20 protein-coding genes and 1 pseudogene are annotated in these 22744 nt (G+C 70.9%); 3 read left to right on the plus strand and 18 right to left on the minus strand.

Translation table 11 applies throughout. The features are described 5' to 3' along the window. Nucleotides 1–18: 18 nt before the first annotated feature. The 5 genes and pseudogenes from ABD993_RS32870 to ABD993_RS32885 form a co-directional block, all read right to left on the minus strand. Nucleotides 19–462, minus strand: a complete 444-nt coding sequence (locus ABD993_RS32870) for an MFS transporter (RefSeq protein WP_345426947.1) — start codon at nucleotides 460–462, stop codon at nucleotides 19–21. A gap of 133 nt (nucleotides 463–595) precedes the next feature. After that, nucleotides 596–757, minus strand: a complete 162-nt coding sequence (locus tag ABD993_RS32875; RefSeq protein ID WP_345426949.1) for a zinc-binding dehydrogenase — start codon at nucleotides 755–757, stop codon at nucleotides 596–598. A 64-nt stretch (nucleotides 758–821) separates the two neighbouring features. Next, nucleotides 822–1142 (minus strand): annotated as a pseudogene (locus tag ABD993_RS37015) (zinc-binding dehydrogenase); the annotation flags it as partial. Between the two features lie 15 nt (nucleotides 1143–1157). Then, nucleotides 1158–2075, minus strand: a complete 918-nt coding sequence (locus ABD993_RS32880; protein WP_345426950.1) for a hydroxymethylglutaryl-CoA lyase — start codon at nucleotides 2073–2075, stop codon at nucleotides 1158–1160. Beyond that, nucleotides 2075–4045 carry an AMP-binding protein gene (locus ABD993_RS32885; RefSeq protein ID WP_345426951.1) on the minus strand — a complete coding sequence of 657 codons (1971 nt, stop codon included), beginning with the start codon at nucleotides 4043–4045 and terminating at the stop codon, nucleotides 2075–2077. Before ABD993_RS32885 ends, ABD993_RS32880 begins: the two co-directional genes overlap by 1 nt. Nucleotides 4046–4160: 115 nt before the next feature. On the opposite strand from ABD993_RS32885, the gene ABD993_RS32890 reads away from it, so the two are divergent. Further along, nucleotides 4161–5282 (plus strand): NDMA-dependent alcohol dehydrogenase, encoded by a 1122-nt coding sequence (locus ABD993_RS32890; RefSeq protein ID WP_345426952.1) that lies wholly within the window; start codon nucleotides 4161–4163, stop codon nucleotides 5280–5282. Between the two features lie 41 nt (nucleotides 5283–5323). On the opposite strand, the gene ABD993_RS32895 is transcribed toward ABD993_RS32890, so the two are convergent. The 13 genes from ABD993_RS32895 to ABD993_RS32955 all read right to left on the minus strand — a co-directional run bounded on the left by ABD993_RS32895 (nucleotide 5324) and on the right by ABD993_RS32955 (nucleotide 20192). Continuing rightward, nucleotides 5324–6130 carry an enoyl-CoA hydratase/isomerase family protein gene (locus ABD993_RS32895; RefSeq protein WP_345426953.1) on the minus strand — a complete coding sequence of 269 codons (807 nt, stop codon included), beginning with the start codon at nucleotides 6128–6130 and terminating at the stop codon, nucleotides 5324–5326. Next, on the minus strand, nucleotides 6127–7359 hold the full coding sequence (locus ABD993_RS32900; protein ID WP_345426955.1) for an acetyl-CoA hydrolase/transferase family protein: 1233 nt from the start codon (nucleotides 7357–7359) through the stop codon (nucleotides 6127–6129). The genes ABD993_RS32895 and ABD993_RS32900 overlap by 4 nt, the downstream gene beginning before the upstream one ends. Further along, on the minus strand, nucleotides 7359–8525 hold the full coding sequence (locus ABD993_RS32905; RefSeq protein ID WP_345426957.1) for an acyl-CoA dehydrogenase family protein: 1167 nt from the start codon (nucleotides 8523–8525) through the stop codon (nucleotides 7359–7361). The genes ABD993_RS32900 and ABD993_RS32905 overlap by 1 nt, the downstream gene beginning before the upstream one ends. Nucleotides 8526–8535: 10 nt before the next feature. Then, on the minus strand, nucleotides 8536–9357 hold the full coding sequence (locus tag ABD993_RS32910) for a mycofactocin-coupled SDR family oxidoreductase (protein WP_345426959.1): 822 nt from the start codon (nucleotides 9355–9357) through the stop codon (nucleotides 8536–8538). 105 nt (nucleotides 9358–9462) lie between these two features. Further along, nucleotides 9463–9780: an EthD family reductase gene (locus tag ABD993_RS32915; RefSeq protein ID WP_345426960.1), complete on the minus strand. Its 318-nt coding sequence runs from the start codon at nucleotides 9778–9780 to the stop codon at nucleotides 9463–9465. Nucleotides 9781–9783: 3 nt separating this feature from the next. Continuing rightward, nucleotides 9784–10959 (minus strand): LLM class flavin-dependent oxidoreductase, encoded by a 1176-nt coding sequence (locus tag ABD993_RS32920; protein WP_345426962.1) that lies wholly within the window; start codon nucleotides 10957–10959, stop codon nucleotides 9784–9786. Nucleotides 10960–10999: 40 nt separating this feature from the next. After that, nucleotides 11000–11830: a mycofactocin-coupled SDR family oxidoreductase gene (locus ABD993_RS32925; protein ID WP_345426964.1), complete on the minus strand. Its 831-nt coding sequence runs from the start codon at nucleotides 11828–11830 to the stop codon at nucleotides 11000–11002. A gap of 140 nt (nucleotides 11831–11970) precedes the next feature. Beyond that, nucleotides 11971–13611: a flavin-containing monooxygenase gene (locus ABD993_RS32930; RefSeq protein ID WP_345426965.1), complete on the minus strand. Its 1641-nt coding sequence runs from the start codon at nucleotides 13609–13611 to the stop codon at nucleotides 11971–11973. A 22-nt stretch (nucleotides 13612–13633) separates the two neighbouring features. Then, a complete protein-coding gene (locus ABD993_RS32935) occupies nucleotides 13634–15148 on the minus strand; it encodes an aldehyde dehydrogenase (RefSeq protein ID WP_345426967.1) in 1515 nt (504 codons plus the stop codon). A 54-nt stretch (nucleotides 15149–15202) separates the two neighbouring features. Further along, nucleotides 15203–16156: an alpha/beta hydrolase gene (locus tag ABD993_RS32940; RefSeq protein WP_345426969.1), complete on the minus strand. Its 954-nt coding sequence runs from the start codon at nucleotides 16154–16156 to the stop codon at nucleotides 15203–15205. An 81-nt stretch (nucleotides 16157–16237) separates the two neighbouring features. Next, nucleotides 16238–18193, minus strand: a complete 1956-nt coding sequence (locus ABD993_RS32945; protein WP_345426971.1) for a GAF domain-containing sensor histidine kinase — start codon at nucleotides 18191–18193, stop codon at nucleotides 16238–16240. After that, complete coding sequence (locus tag ABD993_RS32950) at nucleotides 18181–18843, minus strand: response regulator (RefSeq protein ID WP_345426973.1); 663 nt, start codon at nucleotides 18841–18843, stop codon at nucleotides 18181–18183. Before ABD993_RS32950 ends, ABD993_RS32945 begins: the two co-directional genes overlap by 13 nt. 152 nt (nucleotides 18844–18995) lie before the next feature. After that, on the minus strand, nucleotides 18996–20192 hold the full coding sequence (locus ABD993_RS32955; RefSeq protein WP_345426975.1) for a CaiB/BaiF CoA transferase family protein: 1197 nt from the start codon (nucleotides 20190–20192) through the stop codon (nucleotides 18996–18998). Between the two features lie 109 nt (nucleotides 20193–20301). On the opposite strand from ABD993_RS32955, the gene ABD993_RS32960 reads away from it, so the two are divergent. Together ABD993_RS32960 and ABD993_RS32965 are read left to right on the plus strand one after the other, a co-directional pair. Then, nucleotides 20302–21030: an IclR family transcriptional regulator gene (locus tag ABD993_RS32960; RefSeq protein ID WP_345426977.1), complete on the plus strand. Its 729-nt coding sequence runs from the start codon at nucleotides 20302–20304 to the stop codon at nucleotides 21028–21030. 243 nt (nucleotides 21031–21273) lie between these two features. Beyond that, on the plus strand, nucleotides 21274–22290 hold the full coding sequence (locus ABD993_RS32965) for an LLM class flavin-dependent oxidoreductase (RefSeq protein WP_345426979.1): 1017 nt from the start codon (nucleotides 21274–21276) through the stop codon (nucleotides 22288–22290). Nucleotides 22291–22744: the final 454 nt, after the last annotated feature.

Genomic DNA, 22744 nt, shown 5'->3' on the forward strand with positions numbered 1-22744 from the left:
CCTGACAGAACGAGAAGATCACGCGGTAGTCGTCACACACCACGCCAGCGGACTTGACCGACCGCTGCGGGCGCCACGGCTCAGCGGGTGGCCAACGCTACCGGAGAGTCGAGCGAAGAGCGGGCGCCTGAGAAGCGGAAGGATGCTGGTCCGCGGCGTCGCGGAGTGGGAGGTGACTGATGCCGGTTTGCCGTGAAATCGTGGCATCAGAACAAAGACGATCACGGCGCAGGGCATGATTACGCCGCCGATCCACCAGTACCCGGTACGCCAGTCAGTCGCAAGTGTCGTGCCCAGGATGGCCGGGACGAGGTAGACGACGATGCCCGCGAAGGTGTTTGAGATGCCCAAGGCGATGCCGCGGGCCTTATCGAAGCGCTCGTTGACCGCGCGGGTGAGGGAGACCGGCGTGGACGGCGAGGCAAGGGCAACCATCGCTGTATACATCACCGCGTCGAGCACGAAGGACGACTCGCCCGCCTGGAGGACGGGACCTTCATCGGATGAGCCTGTCGTCGCGCGGGCCCGCACCCTTCTGGCAAGCCGAGAGCGCCGGGGATCTCTCCTGACGGGGAGCCATGGCGGCGGAGGTGGGTCAGGGCCGGAGCACGACCTTGCCGAAGGCGGCGCCGCTCTCCGGGTACCGGTGTGCTGTGGCGGCCTCGACGAGCGGAGACTCGCGGTCCACCAGCGGGAGCACGATCTCGTGCCGCACGACGAGGTCCAGGACGTCGACGAGGTCCGCGGGGCTGCCCATGGTCGTCCCCCAGGAGACTGAACTGACCGAAGTAGAACCTCCGTACGTCGAGGTCCGCCACCGCCGCGAGGGCCGAGCCGAGAACCACTATCCGACCGCCCGGCTTCAGGGCGTCGATCGCGCGTTGCCAGTCACCCACCGGGTCGAGCACCGCGTCGAACCCGGCCCCGTCTGGGGAGAGCGCGCGGGCCTTCGTCGGCCGGTCGTCGTCCCGGTAGTCGAAGTCGCCGACCGCGCCCAACGCCACCGCCGCCTGGGCCTTGGCCTCGCTCCCGGCGGTGACCGCGACGGAGCACCCGATCCCGTGCTCCGGCTCGGAGTCGGGCACCGAGCCGGGCCGGAGGCATTCGGGGCCGCCGAACTCGCTCAGGATCGCCGCGCGCATCCGTCTGGCCTTCGCTCAGGCGTCCTGCAGGTGCCACTCGATCGGGCCGGCGACCAACGAGTGGCTGGTCAGGGTGCGCCCGAGCACCCGCTGGGCCTCACGGGCGGCGTCGATGACACCTCGCAGGTCGACGCCGGTCTCGGCCCCCATCTCGTGCAACATGCTCACCAGGTCCTCGGTGGCGATGTTGCCCGTCGAGCCCGCGGGCACCGGGCAGCCGCCCAGCTCCCCGAAACTCGACTCGAAACTCGTGCACCCCGCCTCGAGAGCCGCATAGGCGTTCGCCAAGCCCTGTCCGCGGGTGTTGTGGAAGTGCGCGGTCACCTCCACGCCCGGAAGCCGCTCCAGCGCCGCCGCGAAGAACTCGCGGGCATAAACCGGGTTGCACATCCCGGTGGTGTCGCCGAACCCGATCTCCGTGGCCCCGGCCTCAGCGAACCGCTCCGCCAGCGACAGCACCCCGTCGAGCTCGACCTTGCCCTCGTACGGGCAACCGAACGAGGTGGCGACGACTGCAGCGCAGCCCAGGCCCTCGGCCCGGATCCGTTTCGCCATCACGTCGTTGTCCGCCATCGTCTCGTCGACGGTGCGGTTGACGTTCTTCTTGTTGTGCGTCTCCGAGGCGGACACGAAGATCGCGGCCTCGTGGAAGCGGTCCCGCACCTTCAGCGCGTTGTCCAGCCCCTTGCTGTTCGGGATCAGGACCATCAGCTTCACGTGGTCCGGCACGTCGATCCGGTTCAACACCTCGACGCCGTCCGCCAGCTGCGGGATCACGTCCGGCCGCACGAAGCTCGCGACCTCGATGCGGTCGAACCCCGCCCGGGCCAGCGCCTCGATCAACCGGACCTTGTCGTCCGTCGGGATGCGCTCGGGCTCGTTCTGGAAGCCGTCCCGCGGCCCGACCTCACGGATGTGTACACGCTTGCTCATCAGTCCTCCTGGGTGCTGTCGGGACGCACGGCCGCGCGGACGACGTCCAGGGCGCCGGGGTTCTCGGCCCCCGACAGGTCACCGGGGTCGAGACCCAGCACGGCGGCGCGGACGGCCCGTCGCATGATCTTCGCCGAACGGGTCTTCGGCAGCTCGGAGACGCGGCGGACCAGGCTGGGGGCGAAGGGCTTGCCGAGCTCGCCCGCGACCCGGGTCCGCAGCTCGGCGGCGACCGCGGCCTCGTCCCCGACCTCGGCACCGACCCAGAAGGCCCAGACCGCCTCGCCCTTCGTCTCGTCGGGGACCCCGACAACCGCCGCCTCCGCCACGGCGGGATGGGTGATCAGCACGGCCTCGACCTCGGCGGGCGCCAGCCGCTTGCCCGCCACGTTCATCACGTCGTCGGAGCGGCCGCGCAGGAACCACTGGCCGTCGGCGTCGACGATCGCGTGGTCCCCGTGTCGCCAGAGACCGGGGAACGTCGACCAGTACGCCTCGAGGTAGCGCTCGCGGTCCCGCCAGACTCCGCGCGTCATGGCGGGCCAGGGCTGCCTGCACACCAGCTCCCCCACCTCGCCGCGCACCGGCTCCCCCGCTGCGTCGACGACGTCCACGTCCATGCCCAGCGACGGCCCACCAAGCGAGCAGCTCGCGATCGGCTCGATCGGGTACGGCGCCAGGAAGGAGCCGCCCACCTCGGTCCCACCGGAGAAGTTGATGATCGGCACCCGGCCGCCGAGCACGCTCTCGGCCAGCCACTCGTAGGACTCGGGGTCCCAGGGCTCGCCGGTGGAGCCGAGCGTGTGGACCGAGGACAGGTCGAACCTGCCGACGGCCTCGGCGTCGACCCCGCGGATGGTCCTGATCAGGGTCGGCGAGACACCGAGCATCGTGACCCGGTGGCGCTGCACCAGCTGCCAAAGCCGGGTCAGGTCCGGCACGTCCGGGGAGCCCTCGAACAGAACCAGGCCGCCACCGTTCGCGTGCGTGCCCACGATCGACAGCGGCCCCATGATCCAGCCCATGTCGGTGATCCAGCAGAACATCCCGCCGGCGCCGAGGTCGAAGGAGTACGCGACCTCGGATGCGGTCTTGACCAGGAACCCCGCGTGGGTGTGGACCGCGCCCTTCGGACGTCCGGTCGTTCCCGAGGTGTACGCCAGCAGGAGGGTGTCCGAGGACCCGGTCGCCGCGGCGGGGCCCTCCTCGGGCGCGTGGGCGAGCAGGTCGGACCAGGCGACTTCACCGGGCTCCGGCTGCCCGACGACCACGACGTGCCGGACGCCGCGGCACTGCGCCACAGCGTCGCGGACCGCAGGCGGCATCTCGACGCCGCGCCCGCGTCGCACGGTTGACTCCGCCGTGACGACGGTGCGGACGTCGGCGTCGGAGAGTCGGGAGGCGATGGCGCCCGCGGCGAAACCGGAGAACAGCGGCACGGCGACCGCCCCGAGCCGGGCGACGGCGTAGAAGGCCACGACGGCCTCAGCGACCATCGGCAGGTAGAGCGCCACTGCGTCGCCCCGGCCGACCCCCAGGCCACGCAGCCCGGCCGCGACCCTGCGGACCCGGTCGTCGAGCTCGGCGAAGCTCAGCGAGTCGACCGTGCCGTCCTCCGCCTCGTGCACCACCGCGACCCGGTCACGGGCGACCGGATCGGCGGCCCACCGGCCCAGGCAGGCGTCGGCGACGTTCAGCTCTCCGTCGACGAACCAGTCGGGATCGGTCACGCCCTCCGAGAGGTCCAGCACCCGGCTGTAGGGGGCCCGGAACTCGATGCCCAGGTCCTCGACCACGGCACCCCAGTACCACCCGACGTCGGCGACGGAACGGGCGCGGAGCGCCTCGATCCCGTCGATGCCGTGTCTGCGGGCGAACCGGGCCACCCGGGACTCGGTGAGACGCGTCGCGTCGGGCCGCCACACGTAGGCCGCTGCGGACGTACTCGGGACCAGCGCTCCAGTCGACACGTACCCCACCGTGTCATCCCGGGAGGGGCCTGAGGACTGGCGGAACCGAGAGTCCTGCTATGCCCGGGGGGCGCCGACGATGGAGCCCTGAGACGGTGCTGTCGGAAGGAGTGCGATGAGGACGCAGGGCGCGGTCATCACCAAGGCCCCCGGTGAGTACGAGATCGTGGACCTCGACCTGGAGGACCCCCGGCCGGACGAGCTGCAGGTCGAGCTGGTCGCCGCCGGACTCTGTCACTCGGACGACCACTACGCCACCGGCGACCTCCACCTGGGCACCTACCCCACGGCGGGCGGGCACGAGGGCGCCGGGATCGTGACCAAGGTGGGGCCCAACGGCAAGGGCATCGAGGTGGGCGACCACGTCGTCTTCTCGTTCATTCCCGCGTGCGGCCATTGCCGCTGGTGCACCCGCGGGATGCAGAACCTGTGCGACCACGGTGCGTCGATCATGGCGGGCCCGCGCTGGACGGACGGCTCCTACCGCCTGCACCTGCCGGACGGCACGAACGTCGGGCAGGTCAGTGGCATCTCCACCTTCGTCCGGCACACCACGGCCTCGCTGGAGTCCGCCGTGAAGATCGACGACGACATCCCGCTCGACCTCGCCTGCCTCGTCGGCTGCGGGGTCGGGACGGGCTGGGGATCCGCGGTCAACTCCGCCGAGGTTCGTCCCGGACAGACCGTGGTGGTCATGGGCATCGGCGGGATCGGGACCAACGCGGTGCAGGGCGCCCGGCACGCCGGTGCGGCGAACGTCATCGCCGTGGACCCGGTGGCTTTCAAACGGGAGAAGGCCGAGGAGCTCGGCGCCACGCACACCTGTGCGAGCATCGAGGAGGCGGGCGAGCTCGCCCGACTGCTCACGAACGGCCAGGGCGCCGACTCGGCCATCGTGACGATCGGGGTGCTTACCGGGGAGGCCATCGCCCAGGCCTTCGCCACCGTCCGCAAGGCGGGCACGACCGTGGTCACCGCGGTCGGGAACCACGAGGCCGTCGGCGTCCCGCTGCCGCTCAACGAGCTCACGCTCTACCAGAAGCGCCTCCAGGGAGCGCTCTACGGCGGGTGCGGCCCGAACTGGGACATCAAGGCCCAGCTGCAGCTCTACCGGGAGGGCGCACTCAAGCTCGACGAGCTTCTTACCGCCCGCTACCGCCTTGAGGACATCACCCAGGGCTACGACGACCTCCGCGCGGGCAAGAATATCCGCGGCATCATCGACTACACGCTCTGAGAGCACCGCCGTGGGCGTGGCGCCCCGTCGCGCCCACGGCGTCAGCGCATCGCCCAGACCGGGTCGCGTTTCTCGCGGAAGGCGGCGACACCCTCCTTGATGTCCTCGGTGCTGAAGGCGAGGGCGAGGCGGGAGCGCAGGGAGTCCAGAGCCTCGGGCAGGGCCAGGTCCCGGGTGGCCGCGACGGCGTCCTTGCCCAGCCGCATCAGAAGGGGCGACTTCGCGGCGATCTTGTGCGCCCACTCGCGCACCGTCGCGTCGAAGTCGTCGGCGTCGACGACGGCGTTGACGAAGCCGAGCCGGTACGCCTCGTCGGCGTCGACCGCCTCGCCCAGCATCATCAGCTCGTTGGCCTTCATACGGTCGATCGAGCGATAGATCAGCGCGGAGATCATGAAGGGGAACACCCCGACGTTGATCTCCGGACAGCCGAAGCGCACCCCGCGCCGCGCGATCACCAGGTCACAGGCGAGAGCGAGGCCGAACGCGCCCGCGAGCACGTCGCCATTCGCGGCGCAGAGCACCGGTTTGCCCAGCTCGCCGAGGAGGCGGTAGAGGCGCGGGAACCGGTCGAGTCCAGCGTACTTCTCGATCAGCGGGGCGTCCGAGGCGAAGGCCTTGAGGTCGCCACCCGCGGAGAACACGCGCTCGTGGGAGGAGGTCAGGACGACCACTCGCACCCGGTCGTCACCCCGGGCCTCGGACAGCCGTGCGAGCAGAGCGTCGAGGAGGGCGTCGCTCAGCGCGTTGCGGGTGGCGGGCTGGTCGAGTGTCAGGGTCGCGACGCCGTGGTCGTCGACGCCGTAGCGGACGGCGTCGGCGTGGCCGGCGGTGTCGTCTGTCGTCATGCGCCGGCTCCGTGCAGGTCCTTCAACAGTGACTCGCGGTGCTCGGGCGCGGCGACCGCCGCGATCCGGTGCCCCCGCTGGGCGAGTGGACAGCCGCGCAGCATCGCGATGCCGTGCTCCGTCACGACGGCGTCGACGTCCGCCCGCGCCGTGGTGACGATCCCCTCCGGAAGCTGCGGGACGATCGTCGACAGGCCCCCCGCGGTGGATCGCAGGGCGATGACGGACAGGGCACCGGTGCGGGCCGCGGCGCCAGAGAAGTCGGCCTGTCCGCCGATCCCGCCCAGGTAGCGGCCGCCGGAGACCTCGGAGCCCACCTGCCCGGTGAGGTCCACGGCCAGCGCCGAGTTGATCGCGACGAGCGTGCTCAGCCGCCCGAGCACGCGGGGGTTGTGGGTGTAGCTCGCGGGGCGGAACTCGCACGGCAGGTCGCCGACCGCCTCGTACAGCGCGGAACTCCCGATGGCGGCGCCCGTGACGACCGTCCCCGGGTCGATCTCCTTCCGGCGACCGGTCAGGACGCCCCGCTCCACGAGCCGGACGACCGAGTCGGTGATCATCCCGCCGTGGAAGCCCAGGTCCACGTGGTCGGTGAGCCCGTCGAGGATCGCCGTGGGCAGTGACCCCACGCCCATCTGGAGGGTGTCGCCGTCGTCGACCAGCTCGGCGACGTGGCCCGCGATGGCGCGGTCGACCTCGTCGGGGGCCCGTTCGGGGACGCTCGGGAGCGGTCGGTCCGTCTCGACGTGGGCGGCGAGGTCGCTCAGGGCGATGCCGGGCGTGCCGATGGTCCTCGGCATGCGCCGGTTGATCTCGCCGACGAGGACGCGCGTGTGGCGGGCCGCGTCTCCGGCGTAGTCGGGTCCGATGCCGAAGGAGCAGAGCCCGTCCGGCCCGGGCGGGGAGAGCTGGACGAGCCCGACGTCCGTCGGCAGGGTGTGCTCGGCGAAGAGCCGCGGGAGCACTGAGTAGTGGGCCGGGACCACGTCGAGTCGCCCGGCTGCGGCGACCGCGCGGAGCTCGCCCATCGCCCCGTAGGAGAGCATGTGCAGCTCGGGGGGCAGCTCTCGAAGGCGCCGGTTCAGGCTCAGCCCGGTGAAGGCCCACACCGGGCCGATCTCGGACACCTGGTCGAGGAGGGCGTCGACAAGCGGGGTGGCCTCGGCACCGGCCTGCCCCCACCAGACGCCGTCCCCCTCCTTGAGGAACCTGCGTAGATCGAGGGCCATCAGTAGCTGCGGGGCAGGCCGAGGACGTGCGATCCCAGGTAGTTGAGCACCATCTCCTGCGGGAGCGGCGCGATCTTCAACAGCCGGGCCTCCCGGAAGTAGCGGGCCACGTTGTACTCCTCCGAGTACCCCATCCCGCCATGGGTCTGCAACGCCCGGTCCGCCGCCTGGAACCCCGCGTCCGCACACAGGTACTTCGCCGTGTTCGCCTCCCGGCCACACGGCTTGCCGTTGTCGTAGAGCCAGGTCGCCTTGCGCAGCATCAGCTCCGCCGCGTCCAGCCGAGCCAGCGAGTCCGCCAGCGGGAACTGAATGCCCTGGTTCATCCCGATCGGACGGCCGAACACCTCGCGCTGGTTGCCGTAGGTCACCGCACGGTCCAGCGCCACCCGACCCAGCCCGAGCGCCTCCGCCGCTACCAGCATCCGCTCCGGGTTCAGCCCGTCCAGGATGTAGGTGAACCCCTTGCCCTCCTCGCCGACACGGTCCTCCACCGGGACCATCAGGTCGTCGATGAACAGCTCGTTCGAGGTGACCGCGTTCCGCCCCATCTTCGGGATCGGCCGAATGTCGATCTTGGAGCGGTCCAGGTCCGTCAGGAACAGCGTGATGCCGTCCGTCTTCTTCGCCACCTCGCCCGGCTTCTGTGTCCGGGTCAGCAGCAGGACCTTCTCGGACTCCATGGCCTTGGAGATCCACACCTTGCGCCCGTTGACGCGGTAGTGGTCGCCCTCGCGCTTCGCGAAGGTGGTGATCTTCGTGGTGTCCAGGCCCGCACCCGGCTCGGTCACCCCGAAACACACGTGCAGCGAGCCGTCCACGATCCGCGGCAACGTACGCGCCTTCAGCTCCTCCGACCCGTGCTTGATCACCGGGTGCATGCCGAAGATCGACAGATGGATGGCGCTCGCGGCGTTCATCCCGCCACCGGACCTCGCGACCTCCTCGATCAGCAGCGACGCCTCGGTGATCCCGAAACCGTGCCCGCCGTACTCCTCCGGAGTGGTGATCCCCAACCAGCCGCCGGAGGCGAACGCCTCGTAGAACTCCGTCGGGAAGCGCTTGTCCCGGTCGTGCTCCATCCAGTACTGGTCGTCGAACTTCCCGGCAAGATCCCGGACCGCGTCCCGGATCGTGGCCTGGTCCTCCGTGAGCTCGAAGTCCACGACTCTCCTTCTACTTGATGAGGAACCCTGCGTCGACGGGCAGGGCGACCCCGGTGACGTACCGGGACTCGTCCGACGCCAGCCACGCCACTGCGGCACTGATGTCCCGCGGCGCGACGACCGGCACCGGCATGTGGTTGGCGAGGACGCCGGCGGCGTCGGGGTCCTGCTCCAACCACTCGGCGATGACGTCGTTGTTGACCATCGGGCTGTCGACGCCGGTCGGGTTGACCGTGTTGACCCGGATGCCCTTGGGCGCCAGCCAGTACGACCAGGTCCGCATCAGGCCGGTGACGCCGTGCTTCGAGGCGGTGTAGCCGTCCTGGGCGCCGGACCCGTTGCCGCCGCGGCCCGAGAGGGCCTGCGTGGAGCCGGTGAGGATGATCGACCCGCTGCCCTGCTCGATCAGCTTGTCGACGGCGGCGTGCACGGTGTTGTACACGCCGGTCAGGTTCACCGCGACCGTGTCGAGGAAGGTCTGCAGGTCGTCGCTCTCGCGGACGGACTGGCAGGCGATACCGGCGTTGGCGACGATGATGTCGATGCGGCCGAGCTCGGCGATGCCCTCGGCCACGACCTTGTTCAGCGTCGCGGCGTCGCGCACGTCCGCCTGGCGGGCCACGATCCGCCGGTCCAGCTTCTCGACCTCAGCGACCGTCTCGTCGAGGTCGGCCGGGTTGGACATCGGGTAGTGCACGGTGTCGATCTGGCCGCAGATGTCGACGGCGATGATGTCGGCGCCGTCCTCCGCCAAGCGCAGCGCGTGCGACCGTCCCTGGCCGCGGGCTGCGCCGGTCACCAGGGCGACCTTGCCGGTCAGTGGACCACTCATGGGAATCTCCTCTCCTCGCTCGCGGCGTCGTCGCCGCAGGTGGGGACCGGTCCGGCCCCGGGAACGGGCCGCCGTGGACCCGGGGTCCACGGCGGCCCGGAGGGTCTACTCCTCCCAGCCTGCGCCCGCCTGCAGGGTCAGGCCGTACCGCTCGACGAGATGTCCACCGTCGGCGTGCATCGCGTGCCACTCGTCCGAGCCCGCGCTCTCCGCCATCGCCTCCGGGGAGTCAAAGTACATCTCAGCGAGCCGGTAGAAGGCGGGCTCCGCGCCCGCGAAGCCCTCGCCCGCGCGGGTCAATGTGATCCTCCGCAGCCCGGGGACCGCCTTCGCCAGCGGCACGTGGACCTCGGCGTAGTGCTTCTCGAACTCCTCGACGTCCGCCTCAGCGGGTGCCGACCACAGACCGACCAGCTTGAACATCGCTCAGCCCTTCGCCGACTCGGCGGCGTGCTTGTTCATGGCGTTCACGACGCTCTGCATCTGCGCGCCGCCCAGGGTGCCGCGCTCGGTCGCCGCCCAGTCCGCGCTCGCCTGCAGCGAGTCCAGGCTGCCCTGGAACGCCGGGAACACCCGCTCGGCCATCAGCTCGTAGCTGTGCAGGGTGTCCGCCCAGTTCGCCCACTCGTGGGTCATCACCAGGTAGGCACCGAAGCCACCGTTGGACTGCGCCTGCAGCTTCGAGATCTGCTCGACCGCGTCGTCCGGCGTGCCGATGACGCCGAGCCCCGAGTTGATCACGAAGTCGATCCGCTCCTCGGTGTCCTTGCCCGCCACCTCGAAGTGCACCGCCGACTGGACGTCCTGGAAGTAGTCGAACCAGGCGTCGATCCCGTGCCGGACCTGCTCGCGAGCCTTCTCTCGGGTCTCCGCGATGTGCATCGGCCCGACCAGGCGCCACTTCGACCGGTCCGCGACCTGGCCGTACTGGGCGGCCTTCTGCTCCATGACGTCCCAGTGCAGCGCCAGGGTGTCCACGCCGTCCGGTGCCATCGCCGACATGGTGGCACCGATCGAGAGGATCCCGTCGCCGTACTTGCCCGCGATCCGCGGACCGGTGGGCGAGGCCACCGCCGCGACCGCGACCTCGAAGTCGGAGTAGGGACGGGTCTGGGTGCGGGCCTCGACCAGCTCGTAACGCGCGGTCTTGATCGACACGATCTCGCCCGCGAAGAGGCGCTTCAGCACGTCCACGTCCTCCTCGAGCGCGTTGCGCTGCTCGAGGGGGTCGAGGCCGATCATGTACGCGTCCGTGGTCAGCGCACCCGGGCCGAGGCCCAGCATCGCCCGGCCGCGGGTCAGGTGGTCGAGCAGGATGAAGCGATCAGCGACCCAGAGCGGGTTGTGGTAGGGCAGTGACAGCACGCCCGTGCCCAGCTTGATGTTCGACGTCTGGGGCGCCACGTTCGCGATGAACGTGATCGGGTCCGGGATGAGCTCGGACCCACAGGAATGGTGCTCGCCGATCCACGCCTCGTCGAAGCCGAGCTCGTCGAGGTGCTTCACGAACTTGACGTCGCGGTGGATCGCCAGGTTGGGGTTCTGTCCCATCGGAAGGTGGTACGGCGCATGGAAGACGCCGAAGCGGAGTCGGTCCGTCATTGGATCTCCTTGTCTCGGATGGACATCTCCTGCGAGGGCGTCAGGCCTTGACCACGATCCCGGCGTCGACCGGGAGGGTCGCACCGGTGATGTACCGGGCCTCGTCGGACCCCAGGAACAGGACCGCGTTGGACACGTCGACCGGTTCCACCCACGGCACCGGTATCAGGTTCATCCCGACCGATACGCCGACAATGTCGTCCTTGGTCGGGTTCTCGAGGTCCGGCCGGAACATCCGGTAGATCTCGTCGTGCATGATCATCGGAGTGTCCACCTGGGTGGGGTGGATGCTGTTGACGCGGATGCCGTGCGGGCCGAGCTCGTTGGCGAAGGCCCGCATGAGCCCGACGGTGCCGTGCTTGGCCGCGGCGTAATGCGCGAGGCCGGGCGGGGTGATCAGGCCCGCCGCGGAGCTGATGATCACCATCGAGCCCGACTTGCGCTCGATCAGGTAGGGCGTGGCGGCCTTGAGCGTCTGCCACACGCCGATCAGGTCGATGTCGATCATCTCGCGGAAGGCGGCGTCGGTGATCTCATGGGCCGCCGCGTAGCTGGCGATGCCCGCGTTGGCCACCACGATGTCCAGCCCGCCGAGCTCGGCGACGCCCGTGGCCAGCGCCTCCGCGACGGCCGCGCCGTCGCGGACGTCGACCTTGGCCGTGACGATCCGCCGGTCGAGCTTCTCGACCATGCTCGCCGTCTCGGCGAGGTCCGCCTCCGTGCCCGTCGCGTACGTCACCGTCTCGACCGGGGCGCAGATGTCGATCGCGATGATGTCGGCGCCCTCCTCGGCGAGGCGCACCGCATGGCTGCGGCCCTGACCTCGCGCGGCGCCGGTGATGAACGCGACCTTGCCCTCGACACGACCCACGGCCGTCCTCCTCGTAGTCGTCGTCGGCGTCCGCACCGGTGTGATCCCGGGGGGAGACCCCGACCCGTTCTGGACGCTAGGGGGCGCAAGACGCCCGCCCTACTGGTAGTTCCGCCAGGAATGGCGGACCGTCGCCCCGATCAGCCGCTGGCGGCCTCGGCGGGGTCGTGCTCCCGGCTCAGGACGAAGCCGTCATAGCCCTTCGCCGCGATCTCGTCGCACCGGTCGCGGTAGCGGTCGAGGCCTCCGGCGTAGGGCAGGAACCGGCGCGGCTTGCCCGGCACGTTCTCGCCCGTGTACCAGGACTTGGCCCGCACGTAGAGCGTCTGTCCGCCCACCTCGTCCACGTGGTCAGCCCAGGTCTCGTCGGACTCCGGGGTCGTCTCGATCGTGCCGACCCCGTTATCCCGCAGGTACCCGATGCAGTCGGTGATCCACTCGACGTGCTGCTCGGCGAACGCGACCACGTTGCCCAGCACGGCCGGGCTGCCGGGCCCGTTGACCAGGAAAAGGTTCGGGAAGCCCGCGACCTGCAGGCCCAGCGTGGCCTTCGGACCGTCGGCCCAGTAGTCCTTGAGCGACACCCCGTCCCTGCCGCGGACGTCGATCTCGGTGACGGCGCCGCTGATGGCGTCGAACCCGATGGCGAGCAGGATGACGTCGACGGCGTACTCCTCGCCGCCCGCGACGAAGCCACCCGCGGTCACCCGCTCCAGCGGCTTCTTGCGCAGGTCGACGAGCTCCACGTTGGGCCGGTTGTACGCCTCGAAGTAGTCCGTCTCCAGGCACAGCCGCTTCGCGCCGAACGGGAAGTCACGCTGCGACAGCGACTCCGCCGTCTCCGGGTCCCGCACCGTCTGCGCGATCTTCTCCCGCGCGAAGTCCGCGACGAAGACGTTCACCCCGGGGTCCGTCATGACGTCGGTGAAGCCGCGCAGGATCGCGGGCGCGCCGCCGATCGCCCACATCCGCTCGTAGACCTCGCGGCGCGCCGCGTCCGAGAGGTCCTTCCCCGGGCCGGGCTTGGCGGCCGCGGGCACACCGGACGCGGTGCGCCGCGCGTTCTGCCTGCGCTCGGGGTAGGTCGCCTTGACGGTGTCAAGCTCACCCTCGCCGAGCGGGCGGTTGCCCGCGGGCACGACGTAGTTGGGGGTGCGCTGCAGCACGTAGACCTGGTCCGCCTCGCGGGCGACCATTGGCACCAGCTGGACCCCGGTCGAGCCGGTGCCGATGATCGCCACCCGCTTGCCCGCGAACTCGACGCCCTCCTTCGGCCAGCGCGCGGTGTGGAAGCTCTGGCCCGCGAAGTCGTCGAGCCCCGCGATGTCCGGCTTCTTCGGCGCCGACAGGCCGCCCGACGCCATCACGCAGAACGTCGCCGACACCGTGTCGCCCTGCTCGGTGGTGACGACCCAGCCCGACCCGTCGAACTCGGCCGTGCTCACCCGCGTGTCGAAACGGATGTGTCGGCGCAGGTCGAAGCGGTCGGCCACGTGGTTCAGGTAGGCGAGGATCTCCTCCTGGGCCGCGTAGCGCTCCGACCACACCCACCCCTGCTGGAGCTCGTCGGAGAACGAATACGAGTAGTCGATGCTCTCGACGTCGCAGCGCGCCCCCGGGTAGGTGTTCCAGAACCAGGTGCCACCCACCCCCGAGCCCGCCTCGAGGACCTGCACGGACAGCCCCATCTGCGTCGCCCGGTGGGCGAGGTAGAGCCCGGAGAATCCGGCGCCGACGACCACGACGTCCACGTCGCGACTAGAGACCTCATCGTTCTGCACGTGCGCAGTCCTTCCTGACACGTCAGCCTCGTGGGACGGAGAACGGGTCGCGCGTCGCGCCCGAGAGCTCCAGCCACACCGACTTGACCTGTGTGTAGTCGAGAACGGCATCGAGGCCGTTCTCACGTCCGAACCCGCTCTGCCCCATCCCACCGAACGGCACGTGGGGCGAGGTGTTGCGGTAGCAGTTGACCCAGACGACCCCGCAGCGCAGCCGCTTCGCCATCCGGTGGGCCCGCTGGACGTCCCGCGTCCAGACACCGCCCGCCAGCCCGAACACCGTGTCGTTCCCCAGCTCCACGGCGTGCTCCTCGTCCCGGAACGGGACGACGGCGAGCACCGGACCGAAGACCTCCTCGCGGGCGAGGCGATCACCCGGCCGCACTCCACTGATGATCGTGGGCTCGACGAAGTACCCGTCCGCGTGGGTGGCCGGGGTGGCCCGCCCGCCCCCGGTCACGAGGGTGCCGCCGTCGGCGACCCCGCTCGCGATGAGGTCGAGCACCCGGTCGAGCTGGACCTGACTGACCAGGGGGCCCATCTCGCTCGCTGGGTCCTGCGGGTCGCCGAGCACGATGGCCTCGGCCCGCGCCTTGAGCCTCGCGACGAGCTCGTCGTGGATGGACTCCTGGACGAGCAGCCGCCCGCCTGCGATGCACATCTGCCCGCTGGAGGCAAAGATCCCGCCCACCACTCCGTTGACGGCGGCGTCAAGGTCGGCGTCGGCGAAGACGATGTTGGGCGACTTCCCGCCGAGCTCCAGGGTCACCGGCGCCACGTGCTCGGCCGCCGCCTTCATCACGGCGGTGCCCACCGCCGTCGAGCCGGTGAAGCTGACCCGCGCCACGCCGGGGTGCCGGGCGAGCGCGTCGCCCGCGGTGGCGCCCTGGCCGGTCAGCACGTTGAACGCGCCTGGGGGGAAGCCCGCCTCGGCGAACAGCTCGGCGTACATCAGGGTCGAGGTCGGGGTCTGGTCGGCCGTCTTGACCACCACCGCGCACCCGGCCGCCAGTGCAGGAGCGGCCTTGAACGTCGTGATCATGAGCGGGCTGTTGAACGGCACGATGGCGCCGACGACCCCGACCGGCTCACGCGTGGTGTAGACGAGGTAGTTCGGGTCACCGGTCGGCAGGGTCTGGCCCGCCAGCTTGTCCGCGGCGCCCGCGTAGTAGCGGAGCCAGGCCGACACCTGCCCCATCACCGGGCGGGTCTCACGGATGAGCTTGCCGTTGTCCCGGGTCTCGATCTCAGCGAGCCGGTCGGCGTCGCGATCGACGAGGTCCGCCAGCCGGTTGAGCAGCCGGGCGCGGGCGGGGCCCTGGGTGGCACCCCACTCCCCCGTCATCGCCACGTTGGCCGCGGTGACGGCGGCGTCGACGTCGGCGACACCCGCGGCGGGGACCTGGTTCCACGCCTTGCCGGTGGAGGGGTCGACCGTCTCCATCGTCGCCCCGTCGGCGGCGGTGACCCAGGCCCCGTCCACGTACATCGCCGTCGGGATGGGGCGCGTCCGCGCGACTTCGGTGAGCGAGGTCATGGCCCCTACGCTAAGGACGTGGCCCGGCGGTCGGACCTGGCTGTTCCACCAGTCTCAGCCCCGCGACACGGCGCCGCCGGCCCGGCAGGCGTCCGCGACGGCGAGCCCGACCGTCCGGATGGCGTTGTCGGCGACGGCGAGCGTGCCCGCCATCGGGAAGAATCCGTGCGCCACTGTGTCGTAGTGGAGCACCGTCGTCGGCACTCCCGCGCTCTCGAGGCGGCGCGCGTAGTCGAGGGCCTCGTCTCGCATCGGGTCGAACTCGGCCACGACGAACAGGGCAGGCGCCAGCCCCGCCAAGTCCTCGACGAGCCCGGGGGACGCGTCCGGCTCGGCCCGGCGCTCGACGTCGGGCACGTAGACCGACCAGAACCAGTCCATGTCGTCCGCGCTGATCAGCAGCTTGCCGCCGCGCTCGGTGTACGAAGGCGTCGCCATCCGGTGATCGAGCACCGGGTACACGAGCACCTGCAGTGCGACCTGTGGGCTCCCGTCCGCGCGGGCGTGCTGAGCGACGGCGGCGGCGAGCGTGCCGCCCGCGCTGTCCCCCATCAGCACCAGCGGAGCATCCCCGGCGAGCTCGCGGGCGATCCATCGCACGGCGTCGTCCGCGTCCTCGACGGCGGCGGGGTACGTGTGCTCCGGGGCGAGGCGGTACTCGACGCTGACGACGTCGCAACCCGTGATGCCGGCGAAGACGCGGCAGAAGGTGTCGGACTCGTCAAGGCTGCCGAGCACCCAGCCGCCGCCGTGCAGGTACACGACCACGCCCGCGGACGGCCCGTCCTGCGGCCGATAGAGCCGGACGGGCACCTCACCGGACCGCCCCGAGACCGCGATGTCGCGCACCTCCGCGAGCTCGACCGCGGGCGGCACCGAAGACCGCAGGGCTGCACGGCGGGTCCGTACCTCGGCGGCACCGAGCTCGCGCATCGGCTCGCCGAGATGCTGTCGGAAGACCCCGATGACCGCTTGCATCTGCGGGTCGGACGGCAGTTCCACAGTCATCGGGGTACCTCCGGTTCGGGCGGCTGGGCACGCCCCATGCTTCGCATACGCCTCGCCTCGCAGAACTGGCGGTTGCGCCAGTCAGCCCGCCGCGGCCTCGACGACGACCTCTGTTCCGCCGCCGGAGCCCGTGCGCAGGACCAGCGAGGCACCCTGCTCAGTCAGCCTGCGCCGGATGGCGGTGAGGCCGTAACCGGGGCGGGAGCCGGGTAGGCCGACGCCGTCGTCGCACACGCGCAGCACGACGACCTCGGGCGTCCGTGCGGCGAACGACACCGAGATGACGCAGGGGCCCGCGTGCTTGGCGGCGTTGACCATCGCCTCCCGAGCCGCGCCGAGGACCGCCGCGCGCCGTGGTGTGGACAATGCAGGCAGGGCGTCCCCGTCGGGCAGGTCCAGCTCGACGACGATGCCGAACTGCTGCTCCACTTCGGCAACGATCGCGCAGAGTTCCTCGACCTGCGAACGCGTGGGCTCCGCGGTCTCGGCGAGCTGATGGATGACCTCACGCAGCTCCCGGTCGCCCCGCTCGACCATCTCCAGCGCCCGGCGCGCGTGCTGTCGGGCGCGATGGTCGCCAGGCATGTCGCCGGGCAGGGCATCGTGCAGGTTCTGCAACGACAGCCTGCCCGCGAACAGCAGCTGCGCGACGCGGTCGTGGATGTCGTCCGCGATCCGGGAACGTTCGGTCATCCGGGCAGCCGCCGCCTGCTCTTGCAGGTAGCGATCCGTGGTCCAGGCCAACGCGACGGTGTCGGCCATCTTCCGGATCGCATGACGCTCGTGGCGACGGAAAGGGACCCAGGGAACCCGGAGCAGGGCCAGCGTGGCCCGCACCTCACCGTCGACGATCACCGGGACCTGGGTGGATACCCAACCGAAGCCGCCGGGCTGTTCCGGGCGGCGCATGGCGCTGCGCATCCCTGCCGTGTCGGCGTCGATCCCCGACAGGAACCCGGTTTCGGGTTCGTACGGCCGCGCGTCGCCACACGACACGCGATGGCCGTCGTCGGCGAAGGTCAGGACGACCGCCTGACACGACAGGACCGCGCGGAAGGCATCCAGATGTGGGCCCAGACCGGCGGTGCCCGCACCTGCGGCGATGGCCTGTGCCGCGCGGCTGGTCGCCAGGACGAGCTCCTCACGCTGGTGCATCTCCAGCCGCTGCCGGACCTGCGCCACCGCGGCGGCGACGAACGGGGTCAGTCGCTCGGCGAGGCGAGCGTGCGCCTCGGTGAACTCCTCCGCCGGGTTCGCGACGTGGCACACGCCGAGCCGTTCGCCGCCGACGATCATGGGCATGGTCATCAGCCGTTCGACTCCGAACCCGTCGACCCACTCGGGGAACCGTGGGATGTCGACCTCGGGATTGTTGGCGAGCATGGTCCGCCCCGAGCGGAAGACCTCCGCCGTGGACGTCGCCACCTCGGTGCGCTCCACCAGCGCTGAGCCGATCAGCTCCCGGCTGGCGCCGAAGGAACCGGGCAGGACCTGCAGGAAACCGCGGTCGGTCAGGACAGCGACCCCGGCGGCGGTGCCGCCGACGAGCAGGCCGAGCGCAGCGGTAACCCCGCCGATCAGCTCCTCGACGGACTCGGCGGTGAGCGCGAGCTCGGCGAGAACACCACCCCCGCTGACCACGAGCCGCTCCTCGACGGGATAGGCGGCATTCTCCAGGGCCACGGCGGCCGCCGCGCTGCGGGCGAGTGCCCGGGTGATCACCTGGAGTCGAGGCTCGATCTCCCGCTCGGCCGCCCACTCCACCGTGAGGTTGAGGTGATGGTCGGGATCGTCTCCCGCGACGGTCGTGACCGTCCCGTCCCGACCCAGGTGCTGGAGCGGGACCGGAGTGCGCAGGGGCGAGAGATCCGCAGCCAGCACCGGCCCGACCACCGCCGGGCTCCCCCACGAGGCCAGGATGCCGTGTGCGTCGCTCAGCGTGACCGCCCGGGCGTCCAACATCCCACAGGCCGTCTTCGCGAACCACAACGCCCGAGCATCGTCGACCGGAGCGCGGAGCCCGCTCAGCCGACCCATGACGCCGCCTCCGCCCCCGCCTCCGGCGCGACCAGCGCCTCCCGGAGGGCCGTCACGATCAGCTCGGCCTTGCTCCGCACGCCGAGTCTGTCCTTGATGCTGCTGATGTGGAACCGGACGGTCGACTCCGAGACGTGCAGACGCCGCGCGATCTGTCCGTAGGTCATGCCGTCCGCGACGAGCTCGAGCACCCGGAGCTGGTGTTGGGTCAGGTTTCGCCCGACCACCCCGTCGGCGGCCGCGATCACCGGTACCGGCTGGTCTCGGAAGACGACTCGCTCGCCGCCTTCGGCGACGGCCGCGATGGCCCGCTTCAGCTCGCAGAGGCCGGCACCCTTCGTCACGTAGCCCGCCGCGCCCGCCTGCAGGCAGAGCTGAACGACGTCCTCACCCGCGGAGCTCGTCACGACGACGACGGCGGTCTCGGGCCGCGCCGCCACGAGCCTGCGACACAGACGGTCCCCCGTCGTGTCCGGCAGGCGGTAGTCGACCAGGAAGAGCTCAGGACGGTGGTGGCGCTGTGCGATCAGGGCGTCGGCTGCCGTGCCGACCTCGGCGACGACCTCGACCACCGGGTCGGTCAGGGACTCCAGCAGCAGCCGGAGCCCCTGGCGGACGATCTCGTGGTCATCGACGATGCACGCCTTCATCACGGGCTGCCCTGCCTCTCGTACGGCCGGCCGTCGGACCCGCTGAGCATGCGCGACGACGAGCAAGCTGTCCGTAATTCCGGATATCAGTCCGGATATCTGCAGAGACGGTATCCAGCGGAGTTTGACCGGTCAACCGCCGTACCCCGTACTCAGATCACCCGGTCCGCCACGAGTCGGGCGATCGCGTCATCGTCGAGGCCGAGACGCTGACGCAGGACCTCGACGGTGTCCTCGCCGAGCAGCGGGGCGGGGGTCGCGACGGGGACCGTCGACGCGGACAGCACGAGTGGGGAGCCCAGAACCGTGCCCGCGCGGTCACCCTCACCGACCTCGGCGAGCATCCCGCGGTCGCGCAGCACCGGATCCTCGAGCACCTCCTGCAGGGAGCGCACGGGGGCGGCGGGGATGTCGGCCTCCTGGAGCAGACGGAAGGCGGTGTTCTTGTCGAGACGACTGGTCCAGGCCGCGACGGCGGCGTCGACGTCGTCCATCTTCTGGACGCGACCCGCGGGTGTGGCGAGCACGGGATCCTCGCCGAGGTCCGGGCGCCCCATGAGCTTGCAGAGGTCGGTCCAGTGCTTGGGACGCAGGCAGAGGACCGCGAGCCAACCGTCCTCGACCGGGTAGACGTTGTACGGGCACACGGACAGCCCGCCGTGGCGATTGCCGGTGCGCTCGGGGAAGTCGCCGCCCTCGGCCTCGAGGAGCCCCGCGATGTTCGAGGTGAGCGTGGGCAGGATGGCGTCCTGCATCGCGACCTCGACGTGCTGCCCCACGCCGGTGCGGGAGCGTTGGAACAGCGCGGCGAGCACCGCTGACGCGAGGTGCGTTCCGGCCGCGAAGTCGACGACGGCGCCGCCCGCCTTCACCGGCGCGCCGTCGGGGAAGCCCGTGGTGGACACGATGCCCGTCATCGCCTGGACCGTGACATCCATCCCCCGCAGACCCTCGGCGGCGGGATGGCGCCCATATGCCCGCGCCGAGGCCAGGACGAGCTCGGGCCGGACCGCGTGCAGCACGTCCCAGCCGATCCCGAGCCGCTCCAGGACCCCGGGCGCGAAGTTCTCGACCAGCACGTCCGCCTGCCGGACGAGATCCAGCAAGATCTCCCGGCCGTGCGGGCTCTTCAGGTCGAGTCGGATCCCCTTCTTGCCCGCGTTGAGCATGAGAAAGGCCTGCCCGGAGCTGTCGCCGGTGGACCGCCAGCGGATGGGCTCGCCCCCGAAGGGCTCGACCTTGATGACGGTCGCACCGAGGGAGCGGAGCAGGTGCGTGCAGTAGGGGCCCGCGTAGACCTGGCCGAGGTCCAGCACGACGATGCCGTCGAGCGCCGCGGAGTTCGTCATCAATGCTCCATCTGTATATGCGGATCAAAGTCCGCATCTGCGTACGTGAGGGTAGGAAGCTCGGCGCGCGGCGTCAACGCGCCGAGGTGATCGCGGCTACCATCCGCCGGTGCCTCCGCGCCATCACCGCACCGTGGACCGGGTCGCCGCGATCCTGGAGATCGTCGCGCCGATCCGACAGGGTCTGACCCTGGCCGCACTCGCCGAGCGCCTGCAGGCGCCGAAGAGCTCGATACACGAGCTGGTGAACGGCTTGGTGGCCACCGGCTACCTGGTCGAGCGCGATCACCGCTTCGGACTCGGCCCCGCTCCGTTCATCCTGTCGCTCAACGGGAACCGTCTCGCCACACAGGACATCGACCGCGACCTGCTCCCACGGGTGCACGCCGAGGTCGGCTGCAGTGTGCTGATCGGCGTGCAGGTCGGCATGTCGCTGGTCTACATCGACCAGATCGGCGACGAGCCCGCGCTGGAGTTCGCGGCCCGCAACCACTCCCGGCGCTCGCTCTACGCCACGGCCTCGGGCAAGGCGATCCTCGCCGCGATGCCCGTCCGCGAGATGGACGCCCTGCTGCACTCCGCCACCTCGCAGGAGCAGCCGGAGGTCGAACGCTTCCTCGCCGACCTCCCCGACATCCGAGCCACGGGACTGGCCTACAACCCGGGGCTGACCGTGCCGAACGTCTACTCGGTCGCCACCGTTCTGCGCAGGCCGGACGGGGAGATCATCGGGGCCGTCTGCGCGATCGGGCGTGCCGAGCTGCAGGACTCGCTGCCCGGGATCGGGCGTCGGGTACAGGCCATTCTCGCTGAGCAACGGGCGACGACCTCGGCCTGATCCCGACCGCACGGCTCCGCCGGCCCGGAGCCGGACGTGGTGGCAGGACATGGGCACCTCGAGCAGGTCGCGGATCACGGGCGGCGGCGGGTGCCGCCCTTACAGCGATACGGCGGCGCCGAGCGCCCCACAACTGTCAGTAAGGACAGCGCGCGACCATCGAGACGATCGCTTCCGCCAGTTCCGCCCGGTGCCCGGTTCCCTCACCGTCGTCGGTGTCCCCCTCGAGCCCGGAGGTCAACGATGACTACCCGCTACAGCATTAGCCTCGTCGCAGCGGAGCCCCAGACCACGATCGACTCGGCGCGCGCCGCCGAGGCCGCCGGTTTCGACCTCGTCTACACCGCCGACATCCAGTCCACGCACCGCGAGGTCTACACGCACCTCACCCTCACGGCGACGGCGACCGACCGGGTCGCGATCGGTCCCGGGGTGACGAACCCCGTGACCCGCCATCCCGCTGTCACCGCGGGCGCCATCGCGTCGCTGGACGAGATCTCCGGGGGGCGGGCCTTCCTCGGTCTCGGCACCGGGGACAGCGCCGTGCGCAATCTCGGGCTCAAGGAGGCGACCATGTCGCGGACGGCCGAGTACCTGGCCGCCGTCCGTTCCTACCACGAGACCGGCAGCGCCGTCTGGGACGGGATCGAGGGGGCGGGCAGGCGCTGGGACCGTCGCATCCCGGTGATCTACTCGGCCCACGGGCCGCGCAACCTACGGCAGGCGGGCCGGATCGCCGACGGGGTCGTGGCGGGCGTGGGAATCACGCCCGAGGCGGTCGACTACGTCCGGGAGCACGTCGCGGCGGGCGCCGCCGAGGTGGGCCGCGAACCCTCGGAGATCGACCTGTGGTTCATGGCCTACCCCTCGCTGGCGGACACCACCGGCGAAGCGCGCACCTCCGTCGCCGCCGCGCTGGCGGCGGGCGGCAACCTGCTGGCTCGCGGCCCGGCCCTCGCGACGGTGCCGGACCGGTTCCAGGGTCCGCTGCGTGAGCTCGCGGCGAACTACACCTACACCCAGCACATGAACAACGAGGGCCACGAGTCCAACGGCGCCCTCGCCACCCGGCTCGGACTGATCGACTACCTCGCCGATCGGTTCTCGCTGGCGGGGACCCCCACCGAGGTCCGCGCGCAGATCGCCGGACACGAGAAGCAGGGGGTCGACAGGTTCTGGCTGATCGACGGCCGCCCCGGGCTCGCTCCCTTCCTCGCCACCTGGGGGGCCGAGATCGTTCGCCCGCCCAGCGCCCCGTGATGTCGCCCGGTGCCGGTCGGAGTCGTCACCGGCACCGGGCGGACCACTCAGGCGGGCGGCGCCGGGTTGAAGGTCGACAGCACCAGGTGCCCGCTGTCCACGGGCATCTCGATCCCGGTGATCCGGGAGGCCTCGTCGGAAGCCAGGAACACCACGGCCCCCTGACCTCAGACGGCTCGATCAGCCCGCCGAAGGCGTGCCAGTGCCGGGCCGCGACCTCGTGCCCCGCGCGGGTGCCGCCCGGATGCCCACTGGTCATGTCCCACGCGCCCTGCTCCAGCGCTGCGGTCTTCATCAGCTCGAGCACGCCGTGCTTGGCCGCGGTGGAGTGCGCCGCCCCGGCCAGGATGTTCGCCACACCCTGCCCCACGTGTCGTGACCGTGGAGGACCACCCGCTCCTCGGGGCGCTCCCGGTGCACCCGCCCGGTCAGCGCGGACAACTCGTGCGGCTCG

It is taken from the genome of Pseudonocardia xishanensis, from assembly GCF_039541715.1.
GTDB classification, from domain to species: Bacteria; Actinomycetota; Actinomycetes; order Mycobacteriales; family Pseudonocardiaceae; genus Pseudonocardia; species Pseudonocardia xishanensis.